Source organism: Actinophytocola sp. NPDC049390 (assembly GCF_044466355.1).
In the GTDB taxonomy this organism is placed as follows: domain Bacteria; phylum Actinomycetota; class Actinomycetes; order Mycobacteriales; family Pseudonocardiaceae; genus Actinophytocola.
The window spans coordinates 75350-99938 of sequence record NZ_JBITMQ010000003.1 but is presented as its reverse complement, the minus strand read 5'-3'; the positions used below and the strand labels follow the sequence as shown (position 1 = coordinate 99938).

Annotated in this window: 28 protein-coding genes; 21 read left to right on the top strand and 7 right to left on the bottom strand. The window is 69.6% G+C overall.

The window, feature by feature from the left end; all coding sequences use genetic code 11:
* Positions 1-43 precede the first annotated feature (43 nt).
* Both ACIBVP_RS11445 and ilvD read left to right on the top strand, forming a co-directional pair.
* Entirely contained in the window at positions 44-490 is a 447-nt protein-coding gene (locus ACIBVP_RS11445) for a PH domain-containing protein (protein ID WP_396105976.1), read from the top strand.
* 14 nt (positions 491-504) lie between these two features.
* Positions 505-2349, top strand: coding sequence for a dihydroxy-acid dehydratase (gene ilvD / locus ACIBVP_RS11440; RefSeq protein WP_396105975.1), 1845 nt, complete (start codon positions 505-507; stop codon positions 2347-2349).
* A gap of 91 nt (positions 2350-2440) precedes the next feature.
* On the opposite strand, the gene ACIBVP_RS11435 is transcribed toward ilvD, so the two are convergent.
* Both ACIBVP_RS11435 and ACIBVP_RS11430 read right to left on the bottom strand, forming a co-directional pair.
* The gene (locus tag ACIBVP_RS11435) at positions 2441-3319 is read right to left on the bottom strand and encodes a hypothetical protein (protein WP_396105974.1); all 879 of its coding nucleotides are present in this window, start codon (positions 3317-3319) and stop codon (positions 2441-2443) included.
* A 118-nt stretch (positions 3320-3437) separates the two neighbouring features.
* Positions 3438-4034: a dihydrofolate reductase family protein gene (locus tag ACIBVP_RS11430; RefSeq protein WP_396105973.1), complete on the bottom strand. Its 597-nt coding sequence runs from the start codon at positions 4032-4034 to the stop codon at positions 3438-3440.
* Between the two features lie 84 nt (positions 4035-4118).
* Here ACIBVP_RS11430 and ACIBVP_RS11425 point away from each other — a divergent pair, with 84 nt between their 5' ends.
* From ACIBVP_RS11425 to ACIBVP_RS11360, 14 genes are all read left to right on the top strand, one after another.
* A complete protein-coding gene (locus ACIBVP_RS11425) occupies positions 4119-4250 on the top strand; it encodes a putative leader peptide (RefSeq protein WP_396105972.1) in 132 nt (43 codons plus the stop codon).
* 105 nt (positions 4251-4355) lie between these two features.
* On the top strand, positions 4356-6029 hold the full coding sequence (locus ACIBVP_RS11420; protein ID WP_396105971.1) for a nitrite/sulfite reductase: 1674 nt from the start codon (positions 4356-4358) through the stop codon (positions 6027-6029).
* A complete protein-coding gene (locus tag ACIBVP_RS11415) occupies positions 6026-6187 on the top strand; it encodes an Insertion element protein (protein ID WP_396105970.1) in 162 nt (53 codons plus the stop codon). Before ACIBVP_RS11420 ends, ACIBVP_RS11415 begins: the two co-directional genes overlap by 4 nt.
* The gene (locus ACIBVP_RS11410) at positions 6184-6876 is read left to right on the top strand and encodes a phosphoadenylyl-sulfate reductase (protein WP_396105969.1); all 693 of its coding nucleotides are present in this window, start codon (positions 6184-6186) and stop codon (positions 6874-6876) included. The genes ACIBVP_RS11415 and ACIBVP_RS11410 overlap by 4 nt, the downstream gene beginning before the upstream one ends.
* A complete protein-coding gene (gene cysD, locus ACIBVP_RS11405; protein WP_396105968.1) occupies positions 6873-7784 on the top strand; it encodes a sulfate adenylyltransferase subunit CysD in 912 nt (303 codons plus the stop codon). The genes ACIBVP_RS11410 and cysD overlap by 4 nt, the downstream gene beginning before the upstream one ends.
* Entirely contained in the window at positions 7784-9064 is a 1281-nt protein-coding gene (locus ACIBVP_RS11400; RefSeq protein ID WP_396105967.1) for a sulfate adenylyltransferase subunit 1, read from the top strand. Before cysD ends, ACIBVP_RS11400 begins: the two co-directional genes overlap by 1 nt.
* The gene (locus ACIBVP_RS11395; RefSeq protein ID WP_396105966.1) at positions 9061-9828 is read left to right on the top strand and encodes a sirohydrochlorin chelatase; all 768 of its coding nucleotides are present in this window, start codon (positions 9061-9063) and stop codon (positions 9826-9828) included. The genes ACIBVP_RS11400 and ACIBVP_RS11395 overlap by 4 nt, the downstream gene beginning before the upstream one ends.
* Positions 9829-10013: 185 nt before the next feature.
* Positions 10014-10640, top strand: coding sequence for a cyclase (locus ACIBVP_RS11390; protein ID WP_396105965.1), 627 nt, complete (start codon positions 10014-10016; stop codon positions 10638-10640).
* 70 nt (positions 10641-10710) lie between these two features.
* Positions 10711-11250: a hypothetical protein gene (locus ACIBVP_RS11385; protein ID WP_396105964.1), complete on the top strand. Its 540-nt coding sequence runs from the start codon at positions 10711-10713 to the stop codon at positions 11248-11250.
* Between the two features lie 93 nt (positions 11251-11343).
* Positions 11344-11913, top strand: a complete 570-nt coding sequence (locus ACIBVP_RS11380) for a TIR domain-containing protein (RefSeq protein WP_396105963.1) — start codon at positions 11344-11346, stop codon at positions 11911-11913.
* Position 11914: 1 nt separating this feature from the next.
* Positions 11915-13543 carry a CATRA system-associated protein gene (locus ACIBVP_RS11375; RefSeq protein ID WP_396105962.1) on the top strand — a complete coding sequence of 543 codons (1629 nt, stop codon included), beginning with the start codon at positions 11915-11917 and terminating at the stop codon, positions 13541-13543.
* Entirely contained in the window at positions 13540-14169 is a 630-nt protein-coding gene (locus ACIBVP_RS11370) for a hypothetical protein (RefSeq protein WP_396105961.1), read from the top strand. Before ACIBVP_RS11375 ends, ACIBVP_RS11370 begins: the two co-directional genes overlap by 4 nt.
* Complete coding sequence (locus ACIBVP_RS11365) at positions 14166-17351, top strand: helicase HerA domain-containing protein (RefSeq protein ID WP_396105960.1); 3186 nt, start codon at positions 14166-14168, stop codon at positions 17349-17351. The genes ACIBVP_RS11370 and ACIBVP_RS11365 overlap by 4 nt, the downstream gene beginning before the upstream one ends.
* Positions 17352-17370: 19 nt before the next feature.
* Positions 17371-18144 (top strand): enoyl-CoA hydratase-related protein, encoded by a 774-nt coding sequence (locus tag ACIBVP_RS11360; RefSeq protein WP_396105959.1) that lies wholly within the window; start codon positions 17371-17373, stop codon positions 18142-18144.
* Here ACIBVP_RS11360 and ACIBVP_RS11355 read toward each other — a convergent pair.
* Positions 18134-18532 carry a ribonuclease domain-containing protein gene (locus ACIBVP_RS11355; protein ID WP_396105958.1) on the bottom strand — a complete coding sequence of 133 codons (399 nt, stop codon included), beginning with the start codon at positions 18530-18532 and terminating at the stop codon, positions 18134-18136. The two genes, ACIBVP_RS11360 and ACIBVP_RS11355, sit on opposite strands and share 11 nt — an antisense overlap.
* A gap of 18 nt (positions 18533-18550) precedes the next feature.
* Complete coding sequence (locus ACIBVP_RS11350; RefSeq protein ID WP_396105957.1) at positions 18551-18793, bottom strand: hypothetical protein; 243 nt, start codon at positions 18791-18793, stop codon at positions 18551-18553.
* 69 nt (positions 18794-18862) lie between these two features.
* Between ACIBVP_RS11350 and ACIBVP_RS11345 the strand changes: the two genes are divergently transcribed.
* Both ACIBVP_RS11345 and ACIBVP_RS11340 read left to right on the top strand, forming a co-directional pair.
* The gene (locus tag ACIBVP_RS11345) at positions 18863-19825 is read left to right on the top strand and encodes a zinc-binding dehydrogenase (RefSeq protein ID WP_396105956.1); all 963 of its coding nucleotides are present in this window, start codon (positions 18863-18865) and stop codon (positions 19823-19825) included.
* Positions 19822-20253, top strand: a complete 432-nt coding sequence (locus tag ACIBVP_RS11340) for an HD domain-containing protein (protein ID WP_396105955.1) — start codon at positions 19822-19824, stop codon at positions 20251-20253. The genes ACIBVP_RS11345 and ACIBVP_RS11340 overlap by 4 nt, the downstream gene beginning before the upstream one ends.
* Here ACIBVP_RS11340 and ACIBVP_RS11335 read toward each other — a convergent pair.
* Together ACIBVP_RS11335 and ACIBVP_RS11330 are read right to left on the bottom strand one after the other, a co-directional pair.
* The gene (locus ACIBVP_RS11335) at positions 20227-20574 is read right to left on the bottom strand and encodes an MmcQ/YjbR family DNA-binding protein (protein ID WP_396105954.1); all 348 of its coding nucleotides are present in this window, start codon (positions 20572-20574) and stop codon (positions 20227-20229) included. The genes ACIBVP_RS11340 and ACIBVP_RS11335 overlap by 27 nt on opposite strands.
* Before the next feature lie 287 nt (positions 20575-20861).
* Positions 20862-21398 (bottom strand): Uma2 family endonuclease, encoded by a 537-nt coding sequence (locus ACIBVP_RS11330; protein ID WP_396105953.1) that lies wholly within the window; start codon positions 21396-21398, stop codon positions 20862-20864.
* A gap of 23 nt (positions 21399-21421) precedes the next feature.
* On the opposite strand from ACIBVP_RS11330, the gene ACIBVP_RS11325 reads away from it, so the two are divergent.
* Genes ACIBVP_RS11325 through ACIBVP_RS11315 form a run of 3 tightly spaced genes read left to right on the top strand, consistent with a single transcriptional unit; the run spans position 21422 to position 22649 of the window.
* Positions 21422-21874 carry an NUDIX domain-containing protein gene (locus ACIBVP_RS11325; RefSeq protein ID WP_396105952.1) on the top strand — a complete coding sequence of 151 codons (453 nt, stop codon included), beginning with the start codon at positions 21422-21424 and terminating at the stop codon, positions 21872-21874.
* Between the two features lie 59 nt (positions 21875-21933).
* Positions 21934-22461: an RNA polymerase sigma factor gene (locus tag ACIBVP_RS11320; RefSeq protein ID WP_396105951.1), complete on the top strand. Its 528-nt coding sequence runs from the start codon at positions 21934-21936 to the stop codon at positions 22459-22461.
* Complete coding sequence (locus ACIBVP_RS11315; RefSeq protein WP_396105950.1) at positions 22458-22649, top strand: hypothetical protein; 192 nt, start codon at positions 22458-22460, stop codon at positions 22647-22649. The genes ACIBVP_RS11320 and ACIBVP_RS11315 overlap by 4 nt, the downstream gene beginning before the upstream one ends.
* Before the next feature lie 48 nt (positions 22650-22697).
* Here ACIBVP_RS11315 and lepA read toward each other — a convergent pair whose 3' ends face one another.
* Complete coding sequence (lepA, locus tag ACIBVP_RS11310) at positions 22698-24542, bottom strand: translation elongation factor 4 (RefSeq protein WP_396105949.1); 1845 nt, start codon at positions 24540-24542, stop codon at positions 22698-22700.
* Positions 24543-24589 lie beyond the last annotated feature (47 nt).

Sequence of the window (24589 nt, the reverse complement as noted above, 5' to 3'; positions counted from 1 at the left end):
CGGTGCCCGACCCGCATGCTTCGCGACGTGGCACGATGTAGGCGTGACCGTTCCGCAGCTGCCGTCACGGCTTGTGTTCAAGATCCCGGCGACCGCCGTGCTGGGTGCGCTGCTGTTCGCCATCACCGCCACCCCGTTCGCGTGGGCCGCGCCGGGCCTGGCCGCCATCTACGTCATCCCGGTCGTCGCGATCGCCTGGATCCTGCGGGTCCGCACCACCGCGGACGGCGAGAAGCTGGTCGCGCGGACGCTGTTCGGCAGGCACGTGCTGCCGTGGTCGGACGTGCGTGCGCTGAAGGTGTCCGAACGGTCCTGGGTACGTGCCGTCGACGAGGCCGGGAAGGAACTCCCGCTGCCCAACGTCCGCACGCGCCACCTCCCCGCGCTGTCGCTGATCAGCGGCGGGCGGCTGGACGACCCCACCGAGACCCCGGCCGAGGCGCCCGAGGAGGAGCCCGCCGAGTCCCGGGAAGAAGCCAAAGCTGAATAGAAGTTGGAGGAGCCGTGCCTGAGCTCCGTTCCCGCGTCACCACCCACGGCCGCAACGCGGCGGGCGCCAGGGCCCTGTGGCGTGCCACCGGCATGACCGACAGCGACTTCGGCAAGCCGATCGTGGCCATCGCGAACTCCTACACGCAGTTCGTGCCGGGGCACGTGCACCTGCGTGACCTCGGCGACATCGTGGCCGAGGCGGTGCGCGCGGCGGGTGGTACCGCCCGCGAGTTCCACACGATCGCCGTCGACGACGGCATCGCCATGGGGCACGGCGGGATGCTCTACTCGCTCCCCTCGCGGGAGATCATCGCCGACAGCGTCGAGTACATGGTCAACGCGCACGCCGCGGACGCGCTCGTGTGCATCTCGAACTGCGACAAGATCACCCCGGGCATGCTGAACGCGGCCATGCGGCTCAACATCCCGACCGTGTTCGTGTCGGGCGGGCCGATGGAGGCGGGCAAGGCGGTCGTGGTCGACGGTGTCGCGCACCCGTCGTCCGACCTGATCACGGCCATCGCGGCGTCGGCGAACGACAAGGTCGACGAGCTCGGGCTGTCCGCGGTCGAGCAGTCGGCGTGCCCGACCTGCGGGTCGTGCTCCGGCATGTTCACCGCCAACTCCATGAACTGCCTCACCGAGGCCCTGGGCCTCGCGCTGCCGGGCAACGGCTCGACGCTCGCCACGCACGAGGCACGCCGGGCCCTGTTCGAGCGGGCGGGCACGACGGTGATGGAGCTGGCCAAGCGCTGCTACGGCGACGACGACCACTCGGTGCTGCCGAGGTCGGTCGCGACGCGGGAGGCGTTCGAGAACGCGATGGCGCTCGACATGGCGATGGGCGGGTCCACCAACACGGTCCTGCACATCCTCGCCGCCGCCCGCGAGGGCGAGGTCGACTTCACGCTGGCCGACATCGACGCGATCTCGCGGCGCGTGCCGTGCCTGTCGAAGGTGTCGCCGAACTCGGACTACCACATGGAGGACGTGCACCGGGCCGGCGGCATCCCCGCCATCCTCGGTGAGCTGTGGCGCGCCGGGAAGCTGAACGAGGGCGTGCGCACGATCCACTCGCCGTCGCTCGAGGCGTGGCTGTCGGAGTGGGACATCCGGGCTTCGTCGCCGTCGGAGGAGGCCGTCGAGCTGTTCCACGCGGCGCCCGGCGGGGTGCGGACGACGAAGGCGTTCTCCACGGGGAACCGCTGGAAGTCGCTGGACACGGACGCGGCGGGCGGCTGCATCCGCGACCTCGCGCACGCGTACACGGCCGAGGGCGGTCTCGCCGTGCTGCGCGGCAACCTGGCCGAGGACGGCGCGATCATCAAGTCGGCCGGGATCGACGAGGAGCTGTTCCGCTTCGAGGGGCCCGCACGGGTCGTCGAGAGCCAGGAGCAGGCGGTGTCGGTGATCCTGAGCAAGGAGATCCAGCCGGGCGAGGTGCTGGTCGTGCGGTACGAGGGGCCCGCGGGCGGGCCGGGCATGCAGGAGATGCTGCACCCGACCGCGTTCCTGAAGGGCGCCGGACTCGGCAAGAAGTGCGCGCTGATCACCGACGGCCGGTTCTCAGGTGGTTCGTCGGGCCTGTCGGTGGGGCACATCTCGCCGGAGGCCGCGGGCGGCGGCACGATCGGCCTGGTCGAGAACGGTGACCGGATCCTCATCGACGTGCACGAGCGGCGGCTGGAACTGCTGGTCGACCCGCAGGTGCTGGCCGACCGGCGCGCGAAGATGGAGTCGAGCGAGCGGCCGTGGCAGCCGGTGGACCGGCAGCGGCCGGTCACCGCGGCACTGCGGGCCTACGCCAGGCTGGCGACGGACGCCTCACAGGGCGCCGTCCGCGACGTCAACCGCTGACGCGCGGCCTGCCCCACCAGGCACGTGACACCGCCGAGCACCCCGGAGGATTCCGGGGTGCTCGGCGGCTGCCGGTGCCTGTGCTGCGTGACTACGCTGGCTGAGCCGCGCAGGCGTCCAACGCACGGGCGACGTACAGCCCGTGGTTGAGGTAGGTCAGGAACGCGCCGATGGAACCGTTGTTGAGCGCTTCCTGCGCGGCGGCCTGCACATTGACGCCGGCATTCGGATCCCCCTTCGTCCTGAGCACCTCACCCCGCAGATCGATCGTCCAGGCAATCTCCCAAGCACCCTGGAGGAAAGCGCGGATCTCATCAGGAGTCCCGAACCGCAGCACATCCTGCACAGCCTCGAACAACCCGGTCAACGACTCAGCCCTGGCCACCGCCGAAATCTGGTTGGCCAACACTCGGATCTCAAGATCGGAGGCAGTGCCCACGTCGATGACGAAAAGCTCGCGGATATCCGTGTACTCCACCAGAGTCCATCCGGCGTCGAGCGCGCGTGCGACATACAACCCGTGATTGAGATAGGTCAGGAACGCGTCGACGGAACCGTTGTTGAGCGCTTCCTGCGCGGCGGCCTGCACATTGACGCCGGCATTCGGATCCCCCTTCGTCCTGAGCACCTCACCCCGCAGATCGATCGTCCAGGCAATCTCCCAAGCACCCTGGAGGAAAGCGCGGATCTCATCAGGAGTCCCGAACCGCAGCACATCCTGCACAGCCTCGAACAACCCGGTCAACGACTCAGCCCTGGCCACCGCCGAAATCTGGTTGGCCAATACCCGGATCTCAAGATCAGAAGCGGTGCCCACGTCGATGACGAAAAACTCACGGATATCCGTGTACACGACCTCCTGGCACGTTGTCTCGTCCAGTCTTGACGATTCTGCCTGCGCCGCCGCCGATGTCGCCGGGATCAATAGTGCGAGTACCAACAGAACGCCGGCCGGAATCTTCCATCGCACGTGAATCTTCCCCCTCAGATCAGTCGATATGGATGACGTTATCGTCAGCGGGATGCCCCCAGCAACCACGCGACCCGTTTCGACGCGGCAATTGCGTGCTAATTGCCGGTGATCGCGGTCAGGCGCCCTTGTCGGTGACCCGGTAGCGGAGGTGGGTCGCCTCCGGGGTGTCGACCACCCGGAGGACCTCCAGCTCGACCCGCGACGGCAGCACGTCGAACAGCCGCCGCCCGCCGCCGAACAGCACCGGGACCAGGTGGATCTGGATCTCGTCCAGCACCCCGGCCTCGATCGCCCGCCGCGCCGTGTAGGCGCCCTGCACCAGCACGTCCCGGCCGCCGGCCGCCGCCTTCGCCTGCTCCATCGCGCTGACGATCCCGTCGGACACGTACGTCACCAGTGGGTAGTTCACCACCGTCGGGCCGGGTGGGCGGTGGCTCGGCACGAAGATCGGCACGCCGCGGCCGTGGTGGTCGCCGCCCCAGTGGTCGACCTGCTCCACGGTCCGCCGCCCGGCGACCACCGCGCCGGTCGAGCCCACCTCGGCCATCAGCTCCCCGGCGGGGCCGGAGGTCCGGAAGTCCTGCCCGTCCGGCGTGAGCCCCCACTCGTGCAGACGGATGAAGTCGTCGCCACCCGGGTTGTCCGGGCGGTCGTTCGGCGCCGCGATGTAGCCGTCGACCGACATCGACATGAACAACACTGACGTAGCCATCCGCAACCTCCTGTTGGTCTCGATGCCGGTGCGTCGAACGAGGCCGACCGGACTCGACAGTGACCTGCGTCACAGGTTCTCACGATGCGGATGCCGGTGGACCACCCCCTGGACGCGTGGCACGCTGAGGTCATGTCCGCTGTTACCGAACTGCTCCTCGTGGCCCGGCGTCACGTGGACTTCGTTCGGGTTTCCAGCGCGATGTGCCGGCGGTAACCCGCCGCCGCCGTCATCTATTTCTCGTACGCCGGCGCTCGGGTGCGCCGGCGACCTCCCGACGTCGTCCGCGTGCGCGGGTGCCCAGACCTCGGAGGTCGACGGGTGTCGCCAACTCCCACCACGAAACGCCAGAAGCGCGGTGAGGGGCAGTGGGCGCTCGGTTACCGCGAGCCGCTCAACCCCAACGAGCGCAGCAAGAAGGACGACAACCCGCTCAACGTCCGCGCCCGCATCGAGAACATCTACGCCCACACGGGTTTCGCGGGCATCGACCCGGCCGACCTGCGCGGGCGGTTCCGCTGGTACGGCCTCTACACCCAGCGCAAGCCCGGCATCGACGGCGGCCGCACGGCCACCCTCGAACCGGAGGAGCTGGACGACGAGTTCTTCATGCTGCGGGTCCGCATCGACGGCGGCGCCGTCACCACCGACCAGCTCCGCGTCATCGGTGAGGTGTCGCGTGACTACGCGCGGGACACCGCGGACATCACCGACCGGCAGAACATCCAGTACCACTGGATCCGCGTCGAGGACATGCCGACGATCTGGCGCAAGCTGGAGGACGCGGGCCTCACCACCATGGAGGCGTGCGGCGACAGCCCGCGGGTGATCCTCGGTTCCCCCGTCGCGGGCATCGCCGTGGACGAGGTGCTCGACGGGTCACCGGCGATCGACGAGATCCGGCGCCGGTACGTCGGCGATCCCCGGTTCGCGAACCTGCCGCGCAAGTTCAAGACGGCGATCTCGGGGCTGCCGGACGTGGCGCACGAGGTGCACGACGTCGCCTTCGTGGGTGTCGAACACCCAGAGCACGGCCCCGGTTTCGACGTGTGGGTCGGCGGCGGCCTGTCCACGAACCCGATGATCGGCCAGCGGCTCGGCACGTGGGTGCCGCTCAACGAGGTGCCCGAGGTGTGGGCCGGTGTGATCGGCATCTTCCGCGACTACGGCTACCGCCGCCTGCGCAACCGCGCACGCCTCAAGTTCCTCGTCAAGGACTGGGGCGCCGCGAAGTTCCGGGAGGTGCTGGAGACCGAGTACCTGAAGCGGCCGCTCATCGACGGTCCCGCGCCCGCCGTGCCCGACCAGCCGCGCGATCACATCGGTGTGCACGAGCAGAAGGACGGCAACTTCTACGTCGGCGCCGCGCCCATCGCGGGCCGGGTGTCCGGCAGCACGCTCGTCGCGGTCGCCGACGCGGCCGAGAAGGCGGGCTCACACCGGGTGCGGTTCACGCCGCTGCAGAAGCTGATCGTGCTCGACGTCGCGCGGTCCGAAGTGGACCGGCTGAAGACGGCGCTCGCCGGTCTCGGCCTGCAGACCGATCCGTCGCCGTGGCGGCGCGGGGTGATGGCCTGCACCGGCATCGAGTTCTGCAAGCTCGCCATCGTCGAGACCAAGGCCCGCGCGGCGAACCTGGTGTCAGCGCTGGAGGACCGGCTCAAGGACATCACCGGCGACGTGACCACGCCGATCAGCGTGCACATCAACGGCTGCCCCAACTCCTGCGCCCGCATCCAGACCGCGGACATCGGGTTGAAGGGCCAGATCGTCACCGACGGCGACGGAAACCAGGTCGAGGGCTTCCAGGTGCACCTCGGCGGCGGGCTCGGCCTCGACGCCGGGTTCGGCCGGAAACTGCGCGGCCACAAGGTGACCGCCGAGGATCTGCCGGACTACGTGGAGCGCGTCGTGCGCAACTACGTGGCGGACCGCAAGCCGGACGAGCGCTTCCCGCAGTGGGTGGCGCGTGCCGACGAGGCGGACCTCACATGACCGAGCGCGCGACCCCCTTCTACTGCCCGTACTGCGGCGACGAGGACCTTCGCCCGCAGGAGGAACCCCACGCGGCGTGGCTGTGCGGCGGCTGCCGCCGCGTGTTCACCGTCAAGTTCGTGGGCCTGAACCTTGCGAAAGAAGAGGTGACCCGGTGACCACCGCGACCGACTTCCGGCACTTGGCCGAGCGAGCGGCGAAGGACCTGGCCGACGCCACCGCGACGGAGGCTCTGGCGTGGACCGCGGAGACGTTCGGCGACCGGTTCATCGTCGCGTCGAACATGCAGGACGCGGTGCTGATCGACCTGGCGGTCAGGGCGAAGCCGGATGTCGACGTGCTGTTCCTGGAGACCGGCTACCACTTCGCCGAGACCATCGGCACCCGCGACGCGGTCGAGGTGACCTACCCGTCGGTGCGGATCGTCAACGCGCGGGCCGAGCAGTCGGTGGCCGACCAGGAGGCCGAGTTCGGACCGCTGAACCGGACGAACCCCACGCAGTGCTGCTTCCTGCGCAAGGTGGTGCCGCTGCAGAGGACGCTCGCGCGCTACGACGCGTGGGTGACCGGCGTGCGCCGCGTCGACGCGCCGACCCGCGCGAACACGCCGATCGTGCAGTGGGACGACCGCAACGGCCTGGTGAAGGTCAACCCGATCGCACCGTGGACCGACGAGGAGTTCCGCGAGTACATCGACACGAACGGCATTCTCGAGAACCCCCTCGTCTCCGAGGGTTACCTGTCCATCGGCTGCGCGCCGTGCACCGCGAAACCGCTGCCGGGGCAGGACGCCCGCAGCGGCCGCTGGGCCGGCCTCGCCAAGACGGAATGCGGGTTGCACGGATGACCGCGACGATCCAACCCACCCTGGACTCGTTGGGGCGCCTCGAATCCGAGGCCGTCCACATCATGCGCGAGGTCGCGGGCGAGTTCGACCGGCCGGTGATCCTGTTCTCCGGCGGCAAGGACTCCACGCTGCTGCTGCACCTCGCGGTGAAGGCGTTCTGGCCCGCACCGGTGCCGTTCCCGTTGCTGCACGTGGACACCGGGCACAACTTCGACGAGGTCATCGACTTCCGCGACCGCGTCGTCGAGCGCTACGGGCTGCGGCTGGTCGTCGCGAAGGTGCAGGACTGGATCGACGACGGCCGCCTCACCGAACGTCCCGACGGCACGCGCAACCCGCTGCAGACCGTGCCGTTGCTGGACACCATCACGGAGAACAGGTTCGACGCGGTGTTCGGCGGCGGCCGCCGGGACGAGGAGCGGGCCCGCGCGAAGGAGCGGATCTTCAGCCTGCGCAACGCGTTCGGCCAGTGGGAGCCACGCAGGCAGCGCCCCGAGCTGTGGAACCTCTACAACGGGCGGCACCGGCCGGGTGAGCACGTGCGCGTGTTCCCGCTGTCGAACTGGACCGAGCTGGACGTGTGGCGCTACATCCAGCGGGAGAACATCGAGCTGCCCGAGATCTACTACGCGCACGAGCGCGAGGTCTACCAGCGCGACGGCATGTGGCTCGCCGAGGGCCCGTGGGGTGGCCCGCGCGACGGCGAGACCAAGGTGCGCAAGACCGTCCGGTACCGCACGGTCGGCGACGGCTCGTGCACCGGCGCGGTCGAGTCCACCGCCACGACGCTCGACGAGGTGATCGCCGAGGTCGCCGCGTCCCGGCTCACCGAACGCGGCGCGACCCGCGCGGACGACCGGCTTTCCGAGGCCGCCATGGAAGACCGCAAGCGGGAGGGCTACTTCTGATGTCCGATTTGTTGCGGCTCGCCACTGCTGGGAGCGTCGACGACGGCAAGAGCACGCTCGTCGGCCGTCTGTTGTACGACACGAAGTCCGTGCTCGCCGACCAGCTCGACGCCGTGCACCGGGCGAGCGTCGACAAGGGACTGTCCACCCCGGACCTGTCGTTGCTGGTCGACGGGCTGCGCTCGGAACGCGAGCAGGGCATCACGATCGACGTGGCATACCGCTACTTCGCCACCGACAAGCGGACGTTCGTGCTCGCCGACACCCCGGGGCACGTGCAGTACACCCGCAACACGGTCACCGGCGCGTCCACGGCCGAGCTGGCGATCCTGCTGGTGGACGCGCGGAAGGGCGTGGTCGAGCAGACCCGCCGCCACGCCGCGGTCCTCGCGCTGCTTGGCGTGCCCCGGCTCGTGCTGGCGGTCAACAAGATCGACCTCGTGGACTACGACGAGGGCGCGTTCGAGGTGATCGCCAAGGAGTTCACCGCACACGCGACCTCGCTTGGCTACCCGCTGGGCGCGGTACTCGCGATCCCCGTCTCCGCGCTGCGCGGCGACAACGTGGTCGAGAAGTCGCCGCGGACGCCGTGGTACGTGGGCCCCACGCTGCTGGACCACCTGGAGTCCGTGCCGGTCGAGCAGGACCCGCACGAGGCGCCGTTCCGGTTCCCCGTGCAGTACGTGATCCGGCCGCGCACCTCGGCCCACCCCGACTACCGGGGCTACGCGGGCCAGGTCGCGGCGGGCACGGTGCGGCCCGGCGACGAGGTCGTCGTGCTGCCCGCGGGCCTGCGCACCAGGGTCGAGCGCATCGACACCCACGACGGCGCGCTGCCCGAGGCGGTGGCGGGGCGTTCGGTGACGTTGCTGCTCGCCGACGACGTCGACATCTCCCGCGGGGACGTGATCGCGGCGGCGACCGAGGCGCCCGAGCTGACCGACGAACTGTCCGCGACGCTTGCGTGGCTCGCGGACAAACCGTTGCGGCACAACCAGAAGGTCCTCGTCAAGTCGGGCGCGAAGACGGTCCCGGCGATGGTCACGGAGCTGCGCACGCGGTTCGACGAGCAGAAGCTCGCGACCCACGAGGACCCGGAGACGTTGTCCCTCAACGAGATCGGCCAGGTGTCGCTGCGCACGGCGGAGCCGATCCCGGTCGACCGCTACTCGAGCCGCGGCCGGACCGGCGCCTTCCTGGTGATCGACCCGGCCGACGGCACGACGCTCGCGGCGGGGCTGGTCGGGGCTCCGCTCCCGTTGCTGGACAGGAACCAGTGACGTCCTCCCTTCCGCACGCGGATGCGTTCGGGCTTCCGCGCGCGCCGCTCGTCGCCGTGGCGCACGGCAGCCGCGATCCGCGGTCCGCCGCGACCATCGCCGCGCTGCTGGACGTCCTGCGCGCGGCCGAGCCCGGTCTCGACGTGCGTACCGCGTTCCTCGACCTGTCCGCGCCGCGACTGCCGGACGTGCTGTCCACGCTCGCCGGTGAGGGGCACCGGGAAGCGGTGATCGTGCCGCTGCTGCTGGGTTCGGCGTTCCACGCGCGGGTCGACCTGCCCGCGCTGGTCGCCGAGGCGCACGCCCGGTTCCCCCGGCTCACGATCTCGGTGTCGGACGTGCTCGGCCCGGACGAGCGGCTGTCGTCGGTGGCGCTGCGGCGGCTCACCGAGGCGGGCGTCCGGCTCGACGACCCGTCGCTGGGGATCGTGCTGGCGGGTGCCGGTTCCTCCCACGCGCCTGCGAACGCGGCGGTGGCCGACGTGGCCGCGTCGTGGGCCCGCCGATTCCCGGTGGCGGGGGTGCGGGCGGCGTTCGCGTCGACCGCGGACCCGGACGTGCCGGCGGCGGTCGCGTCGCTGCGCGCGGCGGGTGCCCGCCGGATCGCGGTGGCGTCGTGGTTCCTCGCACCGGGCCGGTTGCCGGACCGGGCGGCGGCGCTGGCGGGGAACGCGGTGGTGGCGGACCCAATGGGCGCGGCGCCGGAACTGGCATCGCTGATCGTGGACCGGTACCTGGCCACCGCCGCCGTCGCAGCCGCCTGACCTGGAGTTACTCCGCTCAGTCGCGCCGGTTCGACCATTGGGCGGCGCCCGGTTCGCAGTCAATCGTGCACTATCGGTAACCGTGAAGGGGTTGACGTAAAGGCTACTCGGCAGTAGACAAGGAAGTGCCTGGGCATCACCGGTACCGGAAACACTTACCCTGCAACGTTTCCAAGGTGAGGACAATGAGGTCTACCCTGCTCAAAACCGCCGCGGCCGTCATCGCCGCCGTGGCCGCCTCCGCCGTCATCGCGCCGACCGCCGCCGCGGCGACGACAGACATCGTCTTCGACTGCCGTGGCGACACACCGTTCGGCGCCGAGTACATGACGCTGAACCAGACTGTCGACGCGACGGCCCCCGCGACCGTCTCCCCGAGCGGCGCCCTCGACATCGTCGTCGACCCGGCGCCGAACCAGGTCCCGTCCGAAGCGGCGGGCTACACGGTCAGGGAAGTCCGCGACTTCACGCTGAAGGTCCCCGTCCCGACCAACTCGACGCTCACCGGCGTGACGCTGACCGGTGGCTCCGGCCTGGGCAGCACACCCACCTGGTCGGAGTCCGGCGGCATCGTCACCGTGTCCTTCGCCGGCCCGATCGCGGGCGGCGCCTCGTTCGAACTGCCGACCATCACCGCGCACCTGACGGCGGGGGCTTCAGGTGCCATCGAGTCCACGCTCTACGGCACCAGTTACGACGACCCCGGCCTGACGTTCACCGCGGTCGTGTCGACGTTCATCGGCAACGTCTCGGTCCCGACGTCGTGTTTCCCCAACCCCAACCCGGTACTCACGTCGACCACCATCGGCTGACCGGGCGCGGATGAGGAACGGTCCCCCTGCGACGGCGCAGGGGGACCGTCCCCCTGCGTAGAATGCGCAGGTGAACTGGGGTAGATGGACCGTGGCGGCGGCCGCCGCACTGATCGCGGGCGGCGTGACGGCCGCCGACACCATCCCGTACACCGACGACGTCCGCCCGATGATCGAGAGGGCCCGGGAGTGGTTCCGCGCGAGCCCGGTGTACGACCAGGACGCGTGCTTCCGCGCCGACACCGGCTACGCCCGCACCGACTGGGGCGGCGTACTCGGCGGCTGCCACCAGCCGTACTACCGCACCGACTGCTCGGGGTTCGTGTCCATGGTCTGGGGCCTGCGCGTCAGCTACGCCACCCCGCGCGAAGGCCTGGAACACGACCTCACGGACGTCTCGCGCGTGATCACGAAGGACGAACTCCGCACCGGCGACGCACTCCTCGCGTGGGGCAGGCACGTCCGCCTGTTCGACCACTGGACCAACGCCGCCCGGACGACCTACGTCGCCTACGACTTCGGCGCCACCCCGGTCAAACACCAGGAGTACACGTGGAACGGCCCTGGCGAGTACGACTACGTCCCGATCAGGTACACGCCTGACCACTGATTCAGCTGTCCTTTATTTGTCAACTATTTCCGCACATCTGTCGCTTATGCTCGGACGGCACCATCATTCGGGTCGAAGGGGCGACGACACGCGGTGTCCGACTACGAATTCGATGTCTTCATCAGCTATCGCCGTGACGGCAATCCCTACAAATGGGTGCGCAACCACTTCCACCCGCGATTGAAAGATCATCTCGCCGACCACCTCCGTCACGATCCGAAGGTGTTCATCGACGAGGGCATCGAAGTGGGGAGCGTCTGGCCGGACCAGCTCGGCGAGGCCCTGAACCGAACCAGAATTCTCGTGCCGGTGTTCTCTCCGCAGTACTTCCGGTCGCGGTGGTGCCTCGCGGAATGGCACAGCATGGCAGCACGCGAGAAGCTGCTCGACCACTCCGGACTGATCTATCCGGTGCTGTTCTCCGATTCCGACAACTTCCCGAGCTTCGCACGGGAAAGATCTTGGCGGGATCTCAAGAAGTGGAACCACCCCGACCCCGTGTTCCAACAGACCGTTCGGTGGATCGACTTTCTGCAGGAGATCGAGGACGTTGCCATCGAGCTGGCCAAGCGGATCGACCGGGTGCCGCCGTGGAAGCCGGACTGGCCGATCGAACGGCCGGACCCACCCATGCCGGGCATGACGCCGTTGCCGAGGTTCTGACATGGCGGGCACGGTCGTCACCTTCTACTCGTTCAAGGGCGGTGTCGGGCGCAGCTTCGCGCTGAGCAACATCGCGATCCTGCTGGCACGGTGGGGATACCGGGTCCTGACCATCGACTGGGACCTGGAGGCGCCCGGACTGCCCGCGTACTTCAAGCCGCTGCTGAAGTCCCCGCCCACCACCGGGATCATCGACCTCGTCGACGACTTCGCGGCCAGCGCGCAACAGCCGTCGAGCGCCTACATCACCGAGTTGGAACTCGACGAACCGGGCACGGTCCACCTGCTCGCGGCGGGCGGCCAGCACGAGGACGACTACGCCCGGCGTGTCCAGAGCATCGACTGGGCCGCCCTGTACGCCCAGGGTTTCGCCGACGCCCTGGAACTGTGCCGCGCGGAGTGGACCGAGGCGTACGACTTCGTGCTCATCGACAGCCGCACCGGGTTCGCCGACATCGCGAGCATCTGCACCGCGCACCTCCCCGACCACCTGGTCGTGCTGTTCACGGCGAACGACCAGAGCGTGGGCGGTGCGCTCGACGTCGTGCGGCGCGCGGACAAGGCCCGTGACCGGATGCCGTACGACCGGCCGCAGCTCACCGCGCTGCCGGTGCTGTCCCGGTTCGACAGCCGGGTCGAGTACGAACGGGCGGAGTCGTGGTACCGGACGTGCACCGAGCTGACCACGCCGTTGTTCGGCAACTGGCTGGTGCACAACGTGTCGCCGTCGCTCATGCTGCGGCACCTGACGCTGCCGTACGTGTCGTACTGGAGCTTCGGCGAACAACTCCCGGTGCTGGCCGAGCGGGTGCCGTCGGCGAACCAGATCGCGTACGCGCTGGAGACCATCGCCGCGGTGGTGGCGCACAAGCTGGACCGCAGCGACCTGTTGGCGGACAACAGGGACGCGTTCGTCACGGCCGCGCGCGGCCAGCCCCGCGACTTCGCCGTCGACATCCTGGTGAGCACCCCGCGCTCGACCCTCGGCCCCGCGACCGCGCTGGTCCGGGACCTGCGTGCGCTGGGCGTGCGGGCGGAGAGCTCGCTGTCCGGCGACGTCGACTTCCTCGCCCACGCGCAGGACGCCGCCCGCCACCTGTGCCTGGTCATCGACGGCCAGGTGAGCCGCTGGCAGACCGCGGAGGCGGAGTGGTTCCTGCGCAGAACCCTCGCCGCCGACACCGACCGCCGCCTGTTCCCGGTGTTGACGTCCGCGACGGATCCCCGGGTTCTGCCCGGTTTCCTCCGCAACCTGCGGCACCTGGAACTGGGCCCCCTGGTCGCGTCGAACCTCCACGCGGAGGTGGTGGGCGACAACCCGGTCCCAGCGCCGAGGGCCGACCCGGCCCAGGTGTACACGGACGCGTCCGCGACCGCCGAACGAAGCAGGACGGCGCTGCTCACCTACACCGGCTGGCACGTGGTGGAACGCACCGTGCGCGCCATGGCGAACGCCACCCGAGACGGTGACGTCAAGCGGATGCGTGTCCTGGTCGCGGAGCTAGAAGCCGTCATCGCGCCCGCTGTCCAGGACAACGGTCGCGTCGCGATCCCCGGGAACGTGGCGGATCTGGTCACAGCCTTGCTCAGCAGACTCGGTTGGCGAATAAGGGAAATGAGTAATCGATGAACGATCGGCTCACCAGTCAGGACATCTCGGCGCTGCTCACGCTGATGGCGGTGGCACGCGAGATCGACAACACGAAGCTGGAGGAGGTCACCGGCATCCGCATCACCGGTGACGTCCGCAGGCGCCTCAACCGTCTCGGCCTCGTCAGCAGTACCCGCGAGGGCAACAAGCCCTACGTCCACGACCTCACCGACAAGGGCTGGGTCCGCTGCCGGACCGAGTTCACCGCGGAACGTCCCGCGCGACCGGGTTACTACGGCTACGCGTTCTTCGCCGTCCTCAACAGCCTCGACCGGTTCATGAACCGGGAGAACCGCCAGCTCGCGGACGTGTTCCAGCCGGGGGACGAGCCTGGCCCCGGCTCCGGCCTGGAGACCCATATCCGGACCGCCTACCGCAAGCTCGCGGCGAAGCCGGGCGACTGGGTGCACCTCACCAAACTGCGCCCGCTGCTGAACGGCGCCGCGAAGGAGGACGTCGACGACGTGCTGAAGGCACTGGGCCGCAAGCAGGAGATCACGCTCGCGCCCAACCCCGACCGCAAGGGGGTGACGGCTGAGGATCGCGCCGCGGCGGTGCGGATCGGCGGCGACGAGAACCACATGATCGCGATCGAGGAATCATGACGCGGGATCCGAGGGAGGCACTCGCCGCACTCCGGTTCAACTGGGCGGAGACCCCGGACGACGTCTGGAGCACCTCCCCGTATCACGTCGACGGCCTCCACGAGGACGCGGAGCGCGCGGTCCGCGCGGGCATCAAGGACGCGATCGACAGCAACGGGCCGAGCCCCATCGGGCTCGTGCTCCAGGGCCAGAAGGGCGTCGGCAAGACCCACCTTCTCGGCTGGGTCCGCCGTGAGGTGCAGAGCCAGGACGGCTACTTCTTCCTGGTGGCACTCAGCACGGGCAGCGTGTTCTGGTCGGACGTCGTGCAGCATGTCCTGGCCGGGCTGTTGAGGGCCGACGACGGGGAGCGCCAGCTGACGCGATTCCTGCGCAGGCTCTGCGCGCTGGCGGGCACGCGGGACGCCGTTGCGAACGCGATCGTCGGCGACAAACGGGTTTCCGTCGACGACCTCGACACGTTCGTCACCGATCTGTTCCGCCTCGACCGCGCGGTCGGCAAGAGGTGCGCGGACACGGCCAGGGCGCTGGTGTTGTTCGCGTCGCCGGACATGACGAAGTCCGACATCGGTGAGGACTACTTCGACGGGTTCGACGAACCCGAGCGGGAGGACCGCGACAAGTGGGGTATCCGCCCGGTGATCAAGCAGCCGCACGAGATCGCTCAGGAGATCTTCCAGCTGCTGGCGCTCACCGGCGCGAGTGTGATCGCCGTCGACCAACTCGACACCCTTGTCGCCAAGTCGACCGAGACGCCGCTGCACGCCGAGGACGACGCACGGGTGGCGGTGGAGCTGTCGCTGCTCGCGGACGGGCTGATGCAGCTGCGGGAGCGGACCCGGCGCACGCTCTCGCTCGTCGCCTGCCTGCCGAACTCGTGGCACCTGCTGGCGGACAAGGCCGTCGACTCGGTGCCGGACCGGTTCCGCACCACGCGGCCGCTCGACCGGATCGTCGACCCGGAACAGGGCCGGGAGTTCGTGCGGAAGTGGCTCGGCGTGCCGTACGCCAACATCGGGTTCACGCCTCCACACCCGACCTGGCCGGTGTCGCCGGAAGCGTTCGGGGCCGCGTGGGACACCTACCGGGCCCGGGAACTGCTCAAGCGGATCGACGCGCACGTGGAGGCCTGTCTGCGCGGGGAGATCCATGAGCTGACGTCGTTCGACACCGGACCCACGATCGTGGTGAGCGAGCCGCCGACCGGACCGGAGCCCGCGTACTTCGCCGAGTTGGACGAGAAGTTCGCTCAGCTGCAGGCCGAGGTCGACGTGTCAGCACCGCTCGACGAGCAGATCGAGGACCGGGTGATGCCCGCGTACCTGTCGGCCGCCCTGCGGTCGTGGATCACCGAGGTCGGCAACGACGACATGGTGTGGAAGGCCGATCCGGCACCGGAGGGGAAGCCCGTGGTGCACGCGTCGATCCGGCGCACCCTCGATGAGGAGTTCGACATCGAGGAGCACTGGACCTTCCGGGCCATCGCCGCGGCTCAGCCCATCTCCGCCTTGCACCGGATCCGCAACGCCCGGTCCGCTGCTGGTGTGCGGGGCAACGCGAACAACCGGCACCTGGTCCTGATCCGCAACCGCCCGTGGTCGAAAGGCGCGAAGACCACGCAGGAACTCAACGAGTTCCATGAGAAGGGCGGCAAAGACGTCCACATCAGCCACGACGATCTCCGCACGTTCGGCGCGCTGACCGAGATGCTCACGACCCAGAGCTACGGTTTGCGCGAATGGCTCGTCGCCCGCAAGCCCGCGAGCAGTTCGGCGCTGTTCTCGACGCTCCTCCCGACGACCCCACCGCCGCGCCAGTCCCCGTGGCCGGACGCCGATCCCGACACCCCCACAGCTCCCTCGACCAACGGTCGTCATGCCGCACCCCAGGCGCCCGTCCCACCGCATACCGGCACCCAACGCCCCGCCACACCCACCTCCCAGGCGCGCACCGAATCCCCCACCGCGATCACCCTCGGCGTCGACCAGCCCGTCGCCGTCGAACTGGAGTCGTTGCGCAAGCACGCCGTGGTGTTCGCCGGGTCGGGATCCGGGAAGACCGTGCTGATCAGGCGCATCGTCGAGGAGTGCGCACGGCGCGGGGTGTCCGCGATCGTCCTCGACCCCAACAACGACCTCGCCCGGCTCGGGGACCCGTGGCCCGCGCCGCCCGACGGCTGGGGGCCCGGGGACGCCGACGCGGCACGCGACTACCTCGACAACACCGACGTCGTGGTCTGGACGCCCGGCCGGGCCGGCGGGCGGCCGCTGAGCTTCCACCCGCTGCCGGACTTCGCCGGGGTGCTCGACGACGAGGACGAGTTCACCGCCGCCGTGGAGGTGGCCGTCGCCGCCCTGGCACCGCACGCCAAGGTCACCGGCGCCGCCAACAAGGCCGTCCGCGGCAAGGCGGTGTTGCGGGAGGCGCTCACCCACTACGCGCGCAAGGGCACGCGCGGCATGCTCAGCTTCATCGACATGCTCTCCGACCTGCCGGACGGGGTGAGCCGCCTCGGCAGCGCACACGCGATCGCCGCCGACCTGGCCGAGAACCTCAAGGCAGCGATGGTCAACGACCCGCTCTTCGCGGGGGCGGGCGAGCCGGCGGACCCGGCCGTGCTGTTCACGCCTGCGCCGGGCAAGCGTGCCCGTGTCTCGGTGGTCAGCTTCGTCGGGCTGCCCGCCGACGAGCAGAAGCAGGCGTTCGTCAACCAGCTGCAGATGGAGATCTTCGCGTGGATCAAGCGGAACCCGGCGGGTGACCGGCCGCTCGGCGGGCTGCTCGTGATGGACGAGGCACAGACGCTCGCGCCGTCGGCCGGGCTGACCGCCAGCACCCGCAGCACGATCGTGCTGGCCTCGCAGGCGCGCAAGTACGGCCTCGGGCTCCTGTTCGCCACCCAGGCACCGAAGGGCCTGCACAACCAGATCACCGGCAACGCCACCACCCAGTTCTTCGGCCGGCTGAACAGCCCGGCGCAGATCGCCGCCGCGAACGAGATGGCCAGGGCGAAGGGCAGCACGCTCGACGACATCTCGGGACTGCGGCGCGGCCAGTTCTACGTCACCGGCGACACGTTCGCGTTCCGGCGCATCGAGTCACCGCTGTGCCTGTCCCACCACCCCGCCAGCCCGCTGCGTCTCGAGGAGGTGCTCGACCGAGCCCGGAACAATCACCGGTGATTGGTTTACGCTTCCGACCATGGCTGACGAGCTGGTGCACTACACGGTCGACAAGGGCGTCGCCAGGATCACCCTGGACTCGCCGCACAACCGGAACGCCCTGTCCGCGCGGTTGCGGCGGGAGTTGCGGGACCACCTGGCCGCCGCGGCGGGCGACGACGGCGTTCGGGTGATCCTGCTCGATCACACCGGGCCGGTGTTCTGTGCCGGGATGGACCTCAAGGAGGCCGGGGACCCGAACTCGAGCACGGCCGGGGTGAACGAGTTCCCCGAGATCCTCACGCAGATCTGGACCAGCGCGAAGCCCGTCGTCGCGAAGCTTGCCGGGCCTGCCCGGGCCGGTGGGGTGGGGATCGTCGCCGCCGCGGACATCGCGGTGGCCGTGGACTCCGCGACGTTCGCGTTCACCGAGGTCCGGCTGGGGCTCGTGCCCGCGGTGATCTCCGTGACCGTCCTGCCGCGGCTGTTGCCGCGGGCCGCGCACGAGCTGTTCCTCACCGGGGAGAAGTTCGACGCGCGGCGGGCCGTCGAGATCGGGCTGCTCAACTCCGCCGTCGCCGCCGAGGCGCTGGACGCCGAGGTCGACCGGTACACCGGCATGCTCGCGCTCGGCGGGCCCACGGCGCTCGCGGCCACCAAGGACATGCTGCGACGTACCAGGGCCGCCGACCTCGCCGACGACTTCGGGGACATGCTGGAGCTGTCCGCCGGCTTCTTCGCGGGCGACGAGGGGCAGGAGGGGATCCGGGCGTTCGCGGAGAAGCGGCCGCCGGCGTGGGTCCCTAACGGGTGACGTCGACCTTCACGAACGACTCGTAGTGGTCGCCGGTGTAGTAGACCTCGTCCGCCGCACCGGTGACCAGTCTGCGGGCGCCGCGGTCGTCGCTGCCGGGTGTCTGGACCGTGTACTCGTGGTAGTAGCCGCGGTCCTGCTCGGGCAGCAGACCCTCGCGGTTGCCGAACACCTTGCCGTCGTCCTCGGGGAACGGGAACGGGCCGCCCTGCTCGATCAGCCGCCACGTGTCGGCGGCCTCGGCGGGCAGGTCGGACAGCGCCTGTTCGCGCATGCCCGTGGTCGGCGCCGGTGGCTCGTCGGTCAGCTGGGACTGCACGAACCAGCCGGCCAGCACGAGTACGACGAGCCCGACCAGGGCGACCGTGATGCGTCTGGATGACCCCACGGGCCTCACCCTATGGAGTCACCGCGAGGCCGAGTCGACCAGATCCACCCTGCGCGTGTCGTCGCCGTCCTCGGCGCCGATCGGCGCCTCGTCACCGGGCGCCGGGCCGAACCAGGTGGACGCGTGGTCGACGGCGCGGTCGATCGCCCAGGCCAGGACCACGCAGAACGGCCCCAGCAGCACCATCACGAGGGCGAACTGGAGCGGGAACGCAAGGCCGGACACCCACAACTCCACGCTGTTCCACCACTCCGCCACCATGACTACGAGAGTAGACCTGTACCACTTCCCTAGTCCGCCAGATGCCCTGACTGGGTAACGTGACGGACCATGTTCGCCGTTTACGCAGCAGAGCCGAACCCGGACAGCCCGCTCGACGCGTTGCGGGTCGGCGAGCGACCCGAGCCCGAGGTCCCCGACGGCTGGGTGGCCGTCGACGTGCGGGCGGGCAGCCTGAACATGCACGACCTGTGGACGTTGCGGGGTGTCGGGATCAAGGCCGACCAGTTCCCGATGATCCTGGGCTGCGACGGCGCTGGCGTGCTCGGTGACGGGACCGAGGTCGTCATCCACGGTGTGATCGGCGACACGTCCTTCGGTGACGAGACGTTCGACCCGAAGCGCAACCTGCTCACCGAGAAGTACCAGGGCACCTTCGCGGAGAAGGTCGTCGTGCCCGCGCGCAACGTGCTGCCCAAACCGGCGTCGCTGTCGTTCGCCGAGGCCGCGTGCATGGGCACGGCGTGGCTGACCGCGTTCCGGATGCTCTTCTCCCGCTCCGGCATGCGGCCGGGCCAGACGATGCTGGTGCAGGGCGCGTCCGGCGGGGTCTCGACCGCGCTGGTCACACTCGGCAAGGCCGCCGGCATGCGGGTGTGGGTGACCGGGCGGACCGAGGAGAAGCGCGCGCTCGCCATGTCGCTGGGCGCCGACGCGGCGTTCGAGTCCGGCGCACGGCTGCCCGAGCGGGTCGACGCCGTGTTCGAGACGGTCGGCAAGGCCACCTGGGCGCACTCGATGAAGTCGGTGAAGCCCGGTGGGACGCTCGTCGTATCCGGTTCCACCAGCGGCCCCGACCCGAGTGCCGACCTTCAGCGGCTGTTCTTCATGCAGATCCGCGTGGTTGGCTCGATGATGGGCAACAGGGAAGAGCTCGCCGACCTCCTGGCGTTCTGCGACCTGAAGGGCCTGCGCCCGGCGATCGGCGCCGAGCTGCCCATGACCGAGGCGAAGGACGGGTTCGAGCAGATGCTGGCCGGAGAAACCGCGGGAAAGATCGTTTTCACCCGATGAAGCGCACGTTCACCCTCGACGACGCCATCCAGGTCGCACGCCGTGCACACGAGGGCCAGCTCGACAAGTCGGGCCGGCCTTACATCGGTCACCCGTTACGGGTGATGGGCGCACTGCGTGACGAGCGCGAACGGATGGCGGCGGTGCTGCACGACGTCGTCGAGGACACGACCGTGACGATCGACGACCTCCGTGAAGCGGGCTGCCCCGCCGAGGTGCTCGACGCGATCGCGGCGATCAGCAAGCGCCCTGGCGAGGACCAGGAGGCGTACCTGGCACGGGTGGCGGAGAACCGGATCGCGCTGGCGGTGAAGCGTGCGGACATCGCGGACAACATGTCCCCGGACCGCATGTCGCGGCTGGACAAGGCGACGCAGGAGCGGCTGCTCGCCAAGTACACGTCAGCGCTGCGCCAGCTGGGCGCCTAGCGTCTTCGGCGCGACGGTCCGGTAGGCGTCCTCGACGATCTCACCGACCTCGTCCCAGTCGACCTCGACGTCCAGGTGGACCCCGAGCCAGCCGCGGTGGCCGACGTAGGGCGGACGGAAGTACCGTTCGCCGTCGACCAGCGCCTCCTGCGCCCCCGGCGGCGCCGCACACCAGAACCCGACCCGGTCGTCGTGGTGCCGGTCGGCGAACATCACGAACATCCGCTTGCGCACGAACCACGCCGGCTCCCCGTGGCTGACCTTCTCGGTCACCTCCGGCAGGGCCGTGCACAACGCCCGGAGGCGCTCGATCACGTCCATGCCACGACGGTAACGCCCCCGTCTTGGACGAAAGTGACCTACGAGGCCAGCTGCCGAGCAGATCGCGGGGCACGATCCGCACGGGGAACGGCTGGTCCACCGACAGCACGTCGGTGTCCTTCACCTCGACGGCCAGCACCGGAGCGACCGGCAGACACTCCTCAGTGAAATCCGCTGAACGTCCGACCAGGGCATCGGGCTGTAGCTCCGTCATGTCCGACGGCCGGACAGCGAACGGCCCCGGCAACACCTCGAAACCGCCAGGGCAATGCCTCTCCAGCACAGGATCACGAAGGGTGACGGCCGAGCAGGTCGGTGAGCACGATCCGGACCGGGTACGGCTTCTCGGTCTCGAAGGGTTCCTCCGCGACGACCTCGGCGACCTGCTCGTACGCCTCGTCCACCAGCGCGTACACCAGCATCGACGGACGGGCCGGGTCGAGGACCCAGTAGTGCGGCACGCCCATGCGCTCGTAGGCGGCCTTCTTGTTGTTGAGGTCGTTGATCGTGCTGGCCGGGTCGACGACCTCCACCACCAGCTCCGGCGCGTCGTACACGACCTCGCCGTCGATGTCGTCGTCCCACGCCACCTGCACGTCCGGCCGCAGCTCCGTGTCGAACGACGGGCGGACGACGTACGGCGGCCACAGCACGGCCAGCTCCTCCGGGCACGTCTCGTCGAGCAGCTCGCCGAGCCGGACCAGTGCCCGCTGGTGCCGCCTGCCGGGTGGCGGGCTGACGAACAGCACGCCGTCGATCAGCTCGTAGACGTTGCCGTCGTCCGGCATGAAGTCGAGATCGTCCACCGTGAACGGCCGCCCCATGTCGCTCATGGTGCACTGCCGGTGTGCACAACACCATCCTCAGCGCGGCGGGCGCACTGATCCGTGACGAGCAGGGCCGGATCCTGCTGCTCGAACCGACGTACAAGGACCACTGGGAGATCCCCGGCGGCATCATCGAGGTCGGTGAGACGCCGTCGCAGGGGTGCGCACGCGAGCTGACCGAGGAGCTGGGCCTGGTCCGTGAGCCCGGCGCGCTGCTGGTCGTCGACTGGGCGCCGCACCCGACGCAGGGCGACCGGGTGCTGTTCGTGTTCGACGGCGGGACGCTCACGGTCAGCGAGATCGCGGCGATCCGGCTGCAGGCCGAGGAACTGAGGTCGTACGCGTTCCTGTCGCCCGACGAGGCGTTCCACCGGCTGATCCCCCGGCTGGAACGGCGGATGCGGGCCGCTGTGCGCGCGCAGGAGCAGGGCCGGACCGTGTACCTGGAGCACGGGATCGCGCACGCTGGGTAGTCCTACTCATTTCGAGCGACCCGTGGGTCCGGCGGGCCGCGGGCGCCGTCACAGGTCGCATGCAGGAGCTGATCCACCGGGCCGCCCGCGGTGACGAGGACGCCTGGCACGAACTGGTCAACCGGCACGCGCCCGTCATCTGGTCGGTGACGCGGGCACACCGGTTACGGGGCGCGGACGCGGCCGACGCGTCGCAGAACACGTGGGCGGCGCTCGCCGAACACCTGCCCAAGCTGCGCAACCCGGACCGGCTCGCGGGCTGGCTGGCGACCACCGCCCGCCGCGAGTGCCTGCGGATCATGCTGCAGGGCAGACGCGAGGTCCCGTTCGACGAGATCGAGGTCGAGACCTACGAGGAGCCCACGGTGTTCCGCAACGCGCGGGACAGGCTGCTGTGGCAGGCGTTCGGCACGCTCCCCGCGCGGTGCAGGGAGCTGCTCGGGCTGCTGGCGCACGCGCCGGAGATGACGTACGTGCAGCTCAGCCGCGCGCTGGGGATCAAGGTGAACAGCATCGGCCAGACGAGGGGGCGCTGCCTGGACACGCTGCGCCGCAAGCTGCTCATCCTCGGAGGTGGTCCGGAATGACGTTCACCCGTGGTGACCTGCGGTTGCTGGCTGCGTTGGCGGCGTTGCTGCGCCGGGTCGACCCGGTGCCGCCGGAGGTACTCGCCGACGCGACGGCCGTGGGCCTGCGCCTTCGGCCGGGCCGCGAACCCCGGCTCGCGGACCAGCGGCTCGACATCGCATGGCTGATCCCGGGTACACCGGCATAGCGACGGCGGTGTACCGGCGTCTGGTCGACGCCGGTACACCGCTCCGCGCTACTTCTTCTTCGTCTTGTCCGGGGACTCGTCGGTGGACAGGGCGGCGACGAAGGCTTCCTGGGGGACCTCCACACGGCCCACCATCTTCATCCGCTTCTTGCCTTCCTTCTGCTTCTCCAGCAGCTTGCGCTTACGGGTGATGTCACCGCCGTAGCACTTGGCGAGCACGTCCTTGCGTATCGCGCGCACCGTCTCGCGGGCGATGACGCGGGCGCCGATCGCCGCCTGGATCGGGACCTCGAACTGCTGCCTCGGGATGAGCTCGCGCAGCTTCGACGCCATCTTCGTGCCGTAGCCGTACGCGGCCTCGCGGTGGACGATCGCGGAGAAGGCGTCGACCGGTTCGCCCTGCAGGAGGATGTCGACCTTCACCAGGTCGGCCTTCTGGTCGCCTGCTGGCTCGTAGTCCAGCGACGCGTAGCCGCGGGTGCGGGACTTCAGCGCGTCGAAGAAGTCGAAGATGATCTCGCCCAGCGGCATGGTGTACCGGAGTTCCACGCGGTCCGTCGACAGGTAGTCCATGCCTCCGAGCTGGCCACGCCGCGACTGGCACAGCTCCATGATCGCGCCGATGTAGTCGCTCGGCGCGATCACCGTCGTCTTCACGACCGGTTCGTAGACCTCCGCGATCTTGCCTTCCGGCCAGTCCGACGGGTTCGTCACCTCCGCGTCGGTGCCGTCGTCGAGCACGACGCGGTAGACGACGTTCGGGGCGGTGGAGATGAGGTCCAGGCCCGCCTCGCGTTCGAGGCGTTCGCGGACGATCTCCAGGTGCAGCAGGCCCAGGAAGCCGCAGCGGAAACCGAAGCCTAGCGCGGCGGACGTCTCCGGCTCGTAGCTCAGCGCCGCGTCGTTCAGGCGCAGCTTGTCCAGCGCCTCGCGCAGGTCCGCGTAGTCCGAACCGTCCACCGGATACAGTCCGGAGTAGACCATCGGCTTCGGTTCCTGGTAGCCCGCGAGTGGTTCGGTGGCCCCGCGCTTCTCGGCCGTGACCGTGTCGCCGACCTTCGACTGGCGCACGTCCTTCACACCGGTGATCAGGTACCCGACCTCACCGACGCCGAGCCCCTTCGACGGCTTCGGCTCCGGCGAGATGATGCCCACCTCGAGCAGCTCGTGCGTGGCGCCGGTCGACATCATCTTGATCCGCTGGCGCGGCGTGATCTCGCCGTCCACGACACGGATGTACGTCACGACGCCGCGGTAGGTGTCGTACACGGAGTCGAAGATCATCGCGCGGGTCGGGGCGTCGGCCCTGCCCTCGGGCGCCGGCACGCGGCGGACGATCTCGTTCAGCAGCTCCCGCACCCCGAGACCGGTCTTCGCCGAGACGCGCATCACATCGGACGGCTCGCAGCCGACGATGTGCGCGAGCTCCTCGGCGTACTTCTCCGGGTCCGCGGCGGGCAGGTCGATCTTGTTGAGGACCGGGATGATCTCCAGGTCGTTCTCCATCGCGAGGTACAGGTTGGCGAGCGTCTGCGCCTCGATCCCCTGCGCGGCGTCGACCAGCAGGATCGCGCCCTCGCACGCCTCCAGCGCGCGCGACACCTCGTAGGTGAAGTCGACGTGGCCGGGCGTGTCGATCATGTGCAGCACGTGGTCCTGGCCGCCGACCTGCCACGGCAGTCGCACGTTCTGCGCCTTGATCGTGATGCCGCGTTCACGCTCGATGTCCATGCGGTCCAGGTACTGGGCCCGCATCAGGCGCTCCTCGACCACACCGGTGATCTGCAGCATCCGGTCGGCGAGGGTCGACTTGCCGTGGTCGATGTGCGCGATGATGCAGAAGTTCCTGATCAGCTCAGGGTTCGTGAACGTCGTGTCGGCGAAAGTGGTCACTCAGGTTCCTCGCGGTGTCTACGGGTACCACACATCGTCCCACGTGC

Coding starts and splice junctions, on each gene's coding strand:
- ACIBVP_RS11340 (WP_396105955.1), top strand. CDS start 19,822: ATGAAGCGCACGTTCACCCTCGACGACGCCATCCAGGTCGCACGCCGT.
- ACIBVP_RS11400 (WP_396105967.1), top strand. CDS start 7,784: ATGTCCGATTTGTTGCGGCTCGCCACTGCTGGGAGCGTCGACGACGGC.
- ACIBVP_RS11360 (WP_396105959.1), top strand. CDS start 17,371: ATGGCTGACGAGCTGGTGCACTACACGGTCGACAAGGGCGTCGCCAGG.
- ACIBVP_RS11425 (WP_396105972.1), top strand. CDS start 4,119: ATGCGGATGCCGGTGGACCACCCCCTGGACGCGTGGCACGCTGAGGTC.
- ACIBVP_RS11375 (WP_396105962.1), top strand. CDS start 11,915: ATGGCGGGCACGGTCGTCACCTTCTACTCGTTCAAGGGCGGTGTCGGG.
- ACIBVP_RS11315 (WP_396105950.1), top strand. CDS start 22,458: ATGACGTTCACCCGTGGTGACCTGCGGTTGCTGGCTGCGTTGGCGGCG.
- ACIBVP_RS11390 (WP_396105965.1), top strand. CDS start 10,014: ATGAGGTCTACCCTGCTCAAAACCGCCGCGGCCGTCATCGCCGCCGTG.
- ACIBVP_RS11335 (WP_396105954.1), bottom strand. CDS start 20,574: ATGGACGTGATCGAGCGCCTCCGGGCGTTGTGCACGGCCCTGCCGGAG.
- ACIBVP_RS11350 (WP_396105957.1), bottom strand. CDS start 18,793: ATGGTGGCGGAGTGGTGGAACAGCGTGGAGTTGTGGGTGTCCGGCCTT.
- ACIBVP_RS11430 (WP_396105973.1), bottom strand. CDS start 4,034: ATGGCTACGTCAGTGTTGTTCATGTCGATGTCGGTCGACGGCTACATC.
- cysD (WP_396105968.1), top strand. CDS start 6,873: ATGACCGCGACGATCCAACCCACCCTGGACTCGTTGGGGCGCCTCGAA.
- ACIBVP_RS11320 (WP_396105951.1), top strand. CDS start 21,934: ATGCAGGAGCTGATCCACCGGGCCGCCCGCGGTGACGAGGACGCCTGG.
- ACIBVP_RS11370 (WP_396105961.1), top strand. CDS start 13,540: ATGAACGATCGGCTCACCAGTCAGGACATCTCGGCGCTGCTCACGCTG.
- ACIBVP_RS11365 (WP_396105960.1), top strand. CDS start 14,166: ATGACGCGGGATCCGAGGGAGGCACTCGCCGCACTCCGGTTCAACTGG.
- ACIBVP_RS11345 (WP_396105956.1), top strand. CDS start 18,863: ATGTTCGCCGTTTACGCAGCAGAGCCGAACCCGGACAGCCCGCTCGAC.
- ACIBVP_RS11415 (WP_396105970.1), top strand. CDS start 6,026: ATGACCGAGCGCGCGACCCCCTTCTACTGCCCGTACTGCGGCGACGAG.
- ACIBVP_RS11330 (WP_396105953.1), bottom strand. CDS start 21,398: ATGGGGCGGCCGTTCACGGTGGACGATCTCGACTTCATGCCGGACGAC.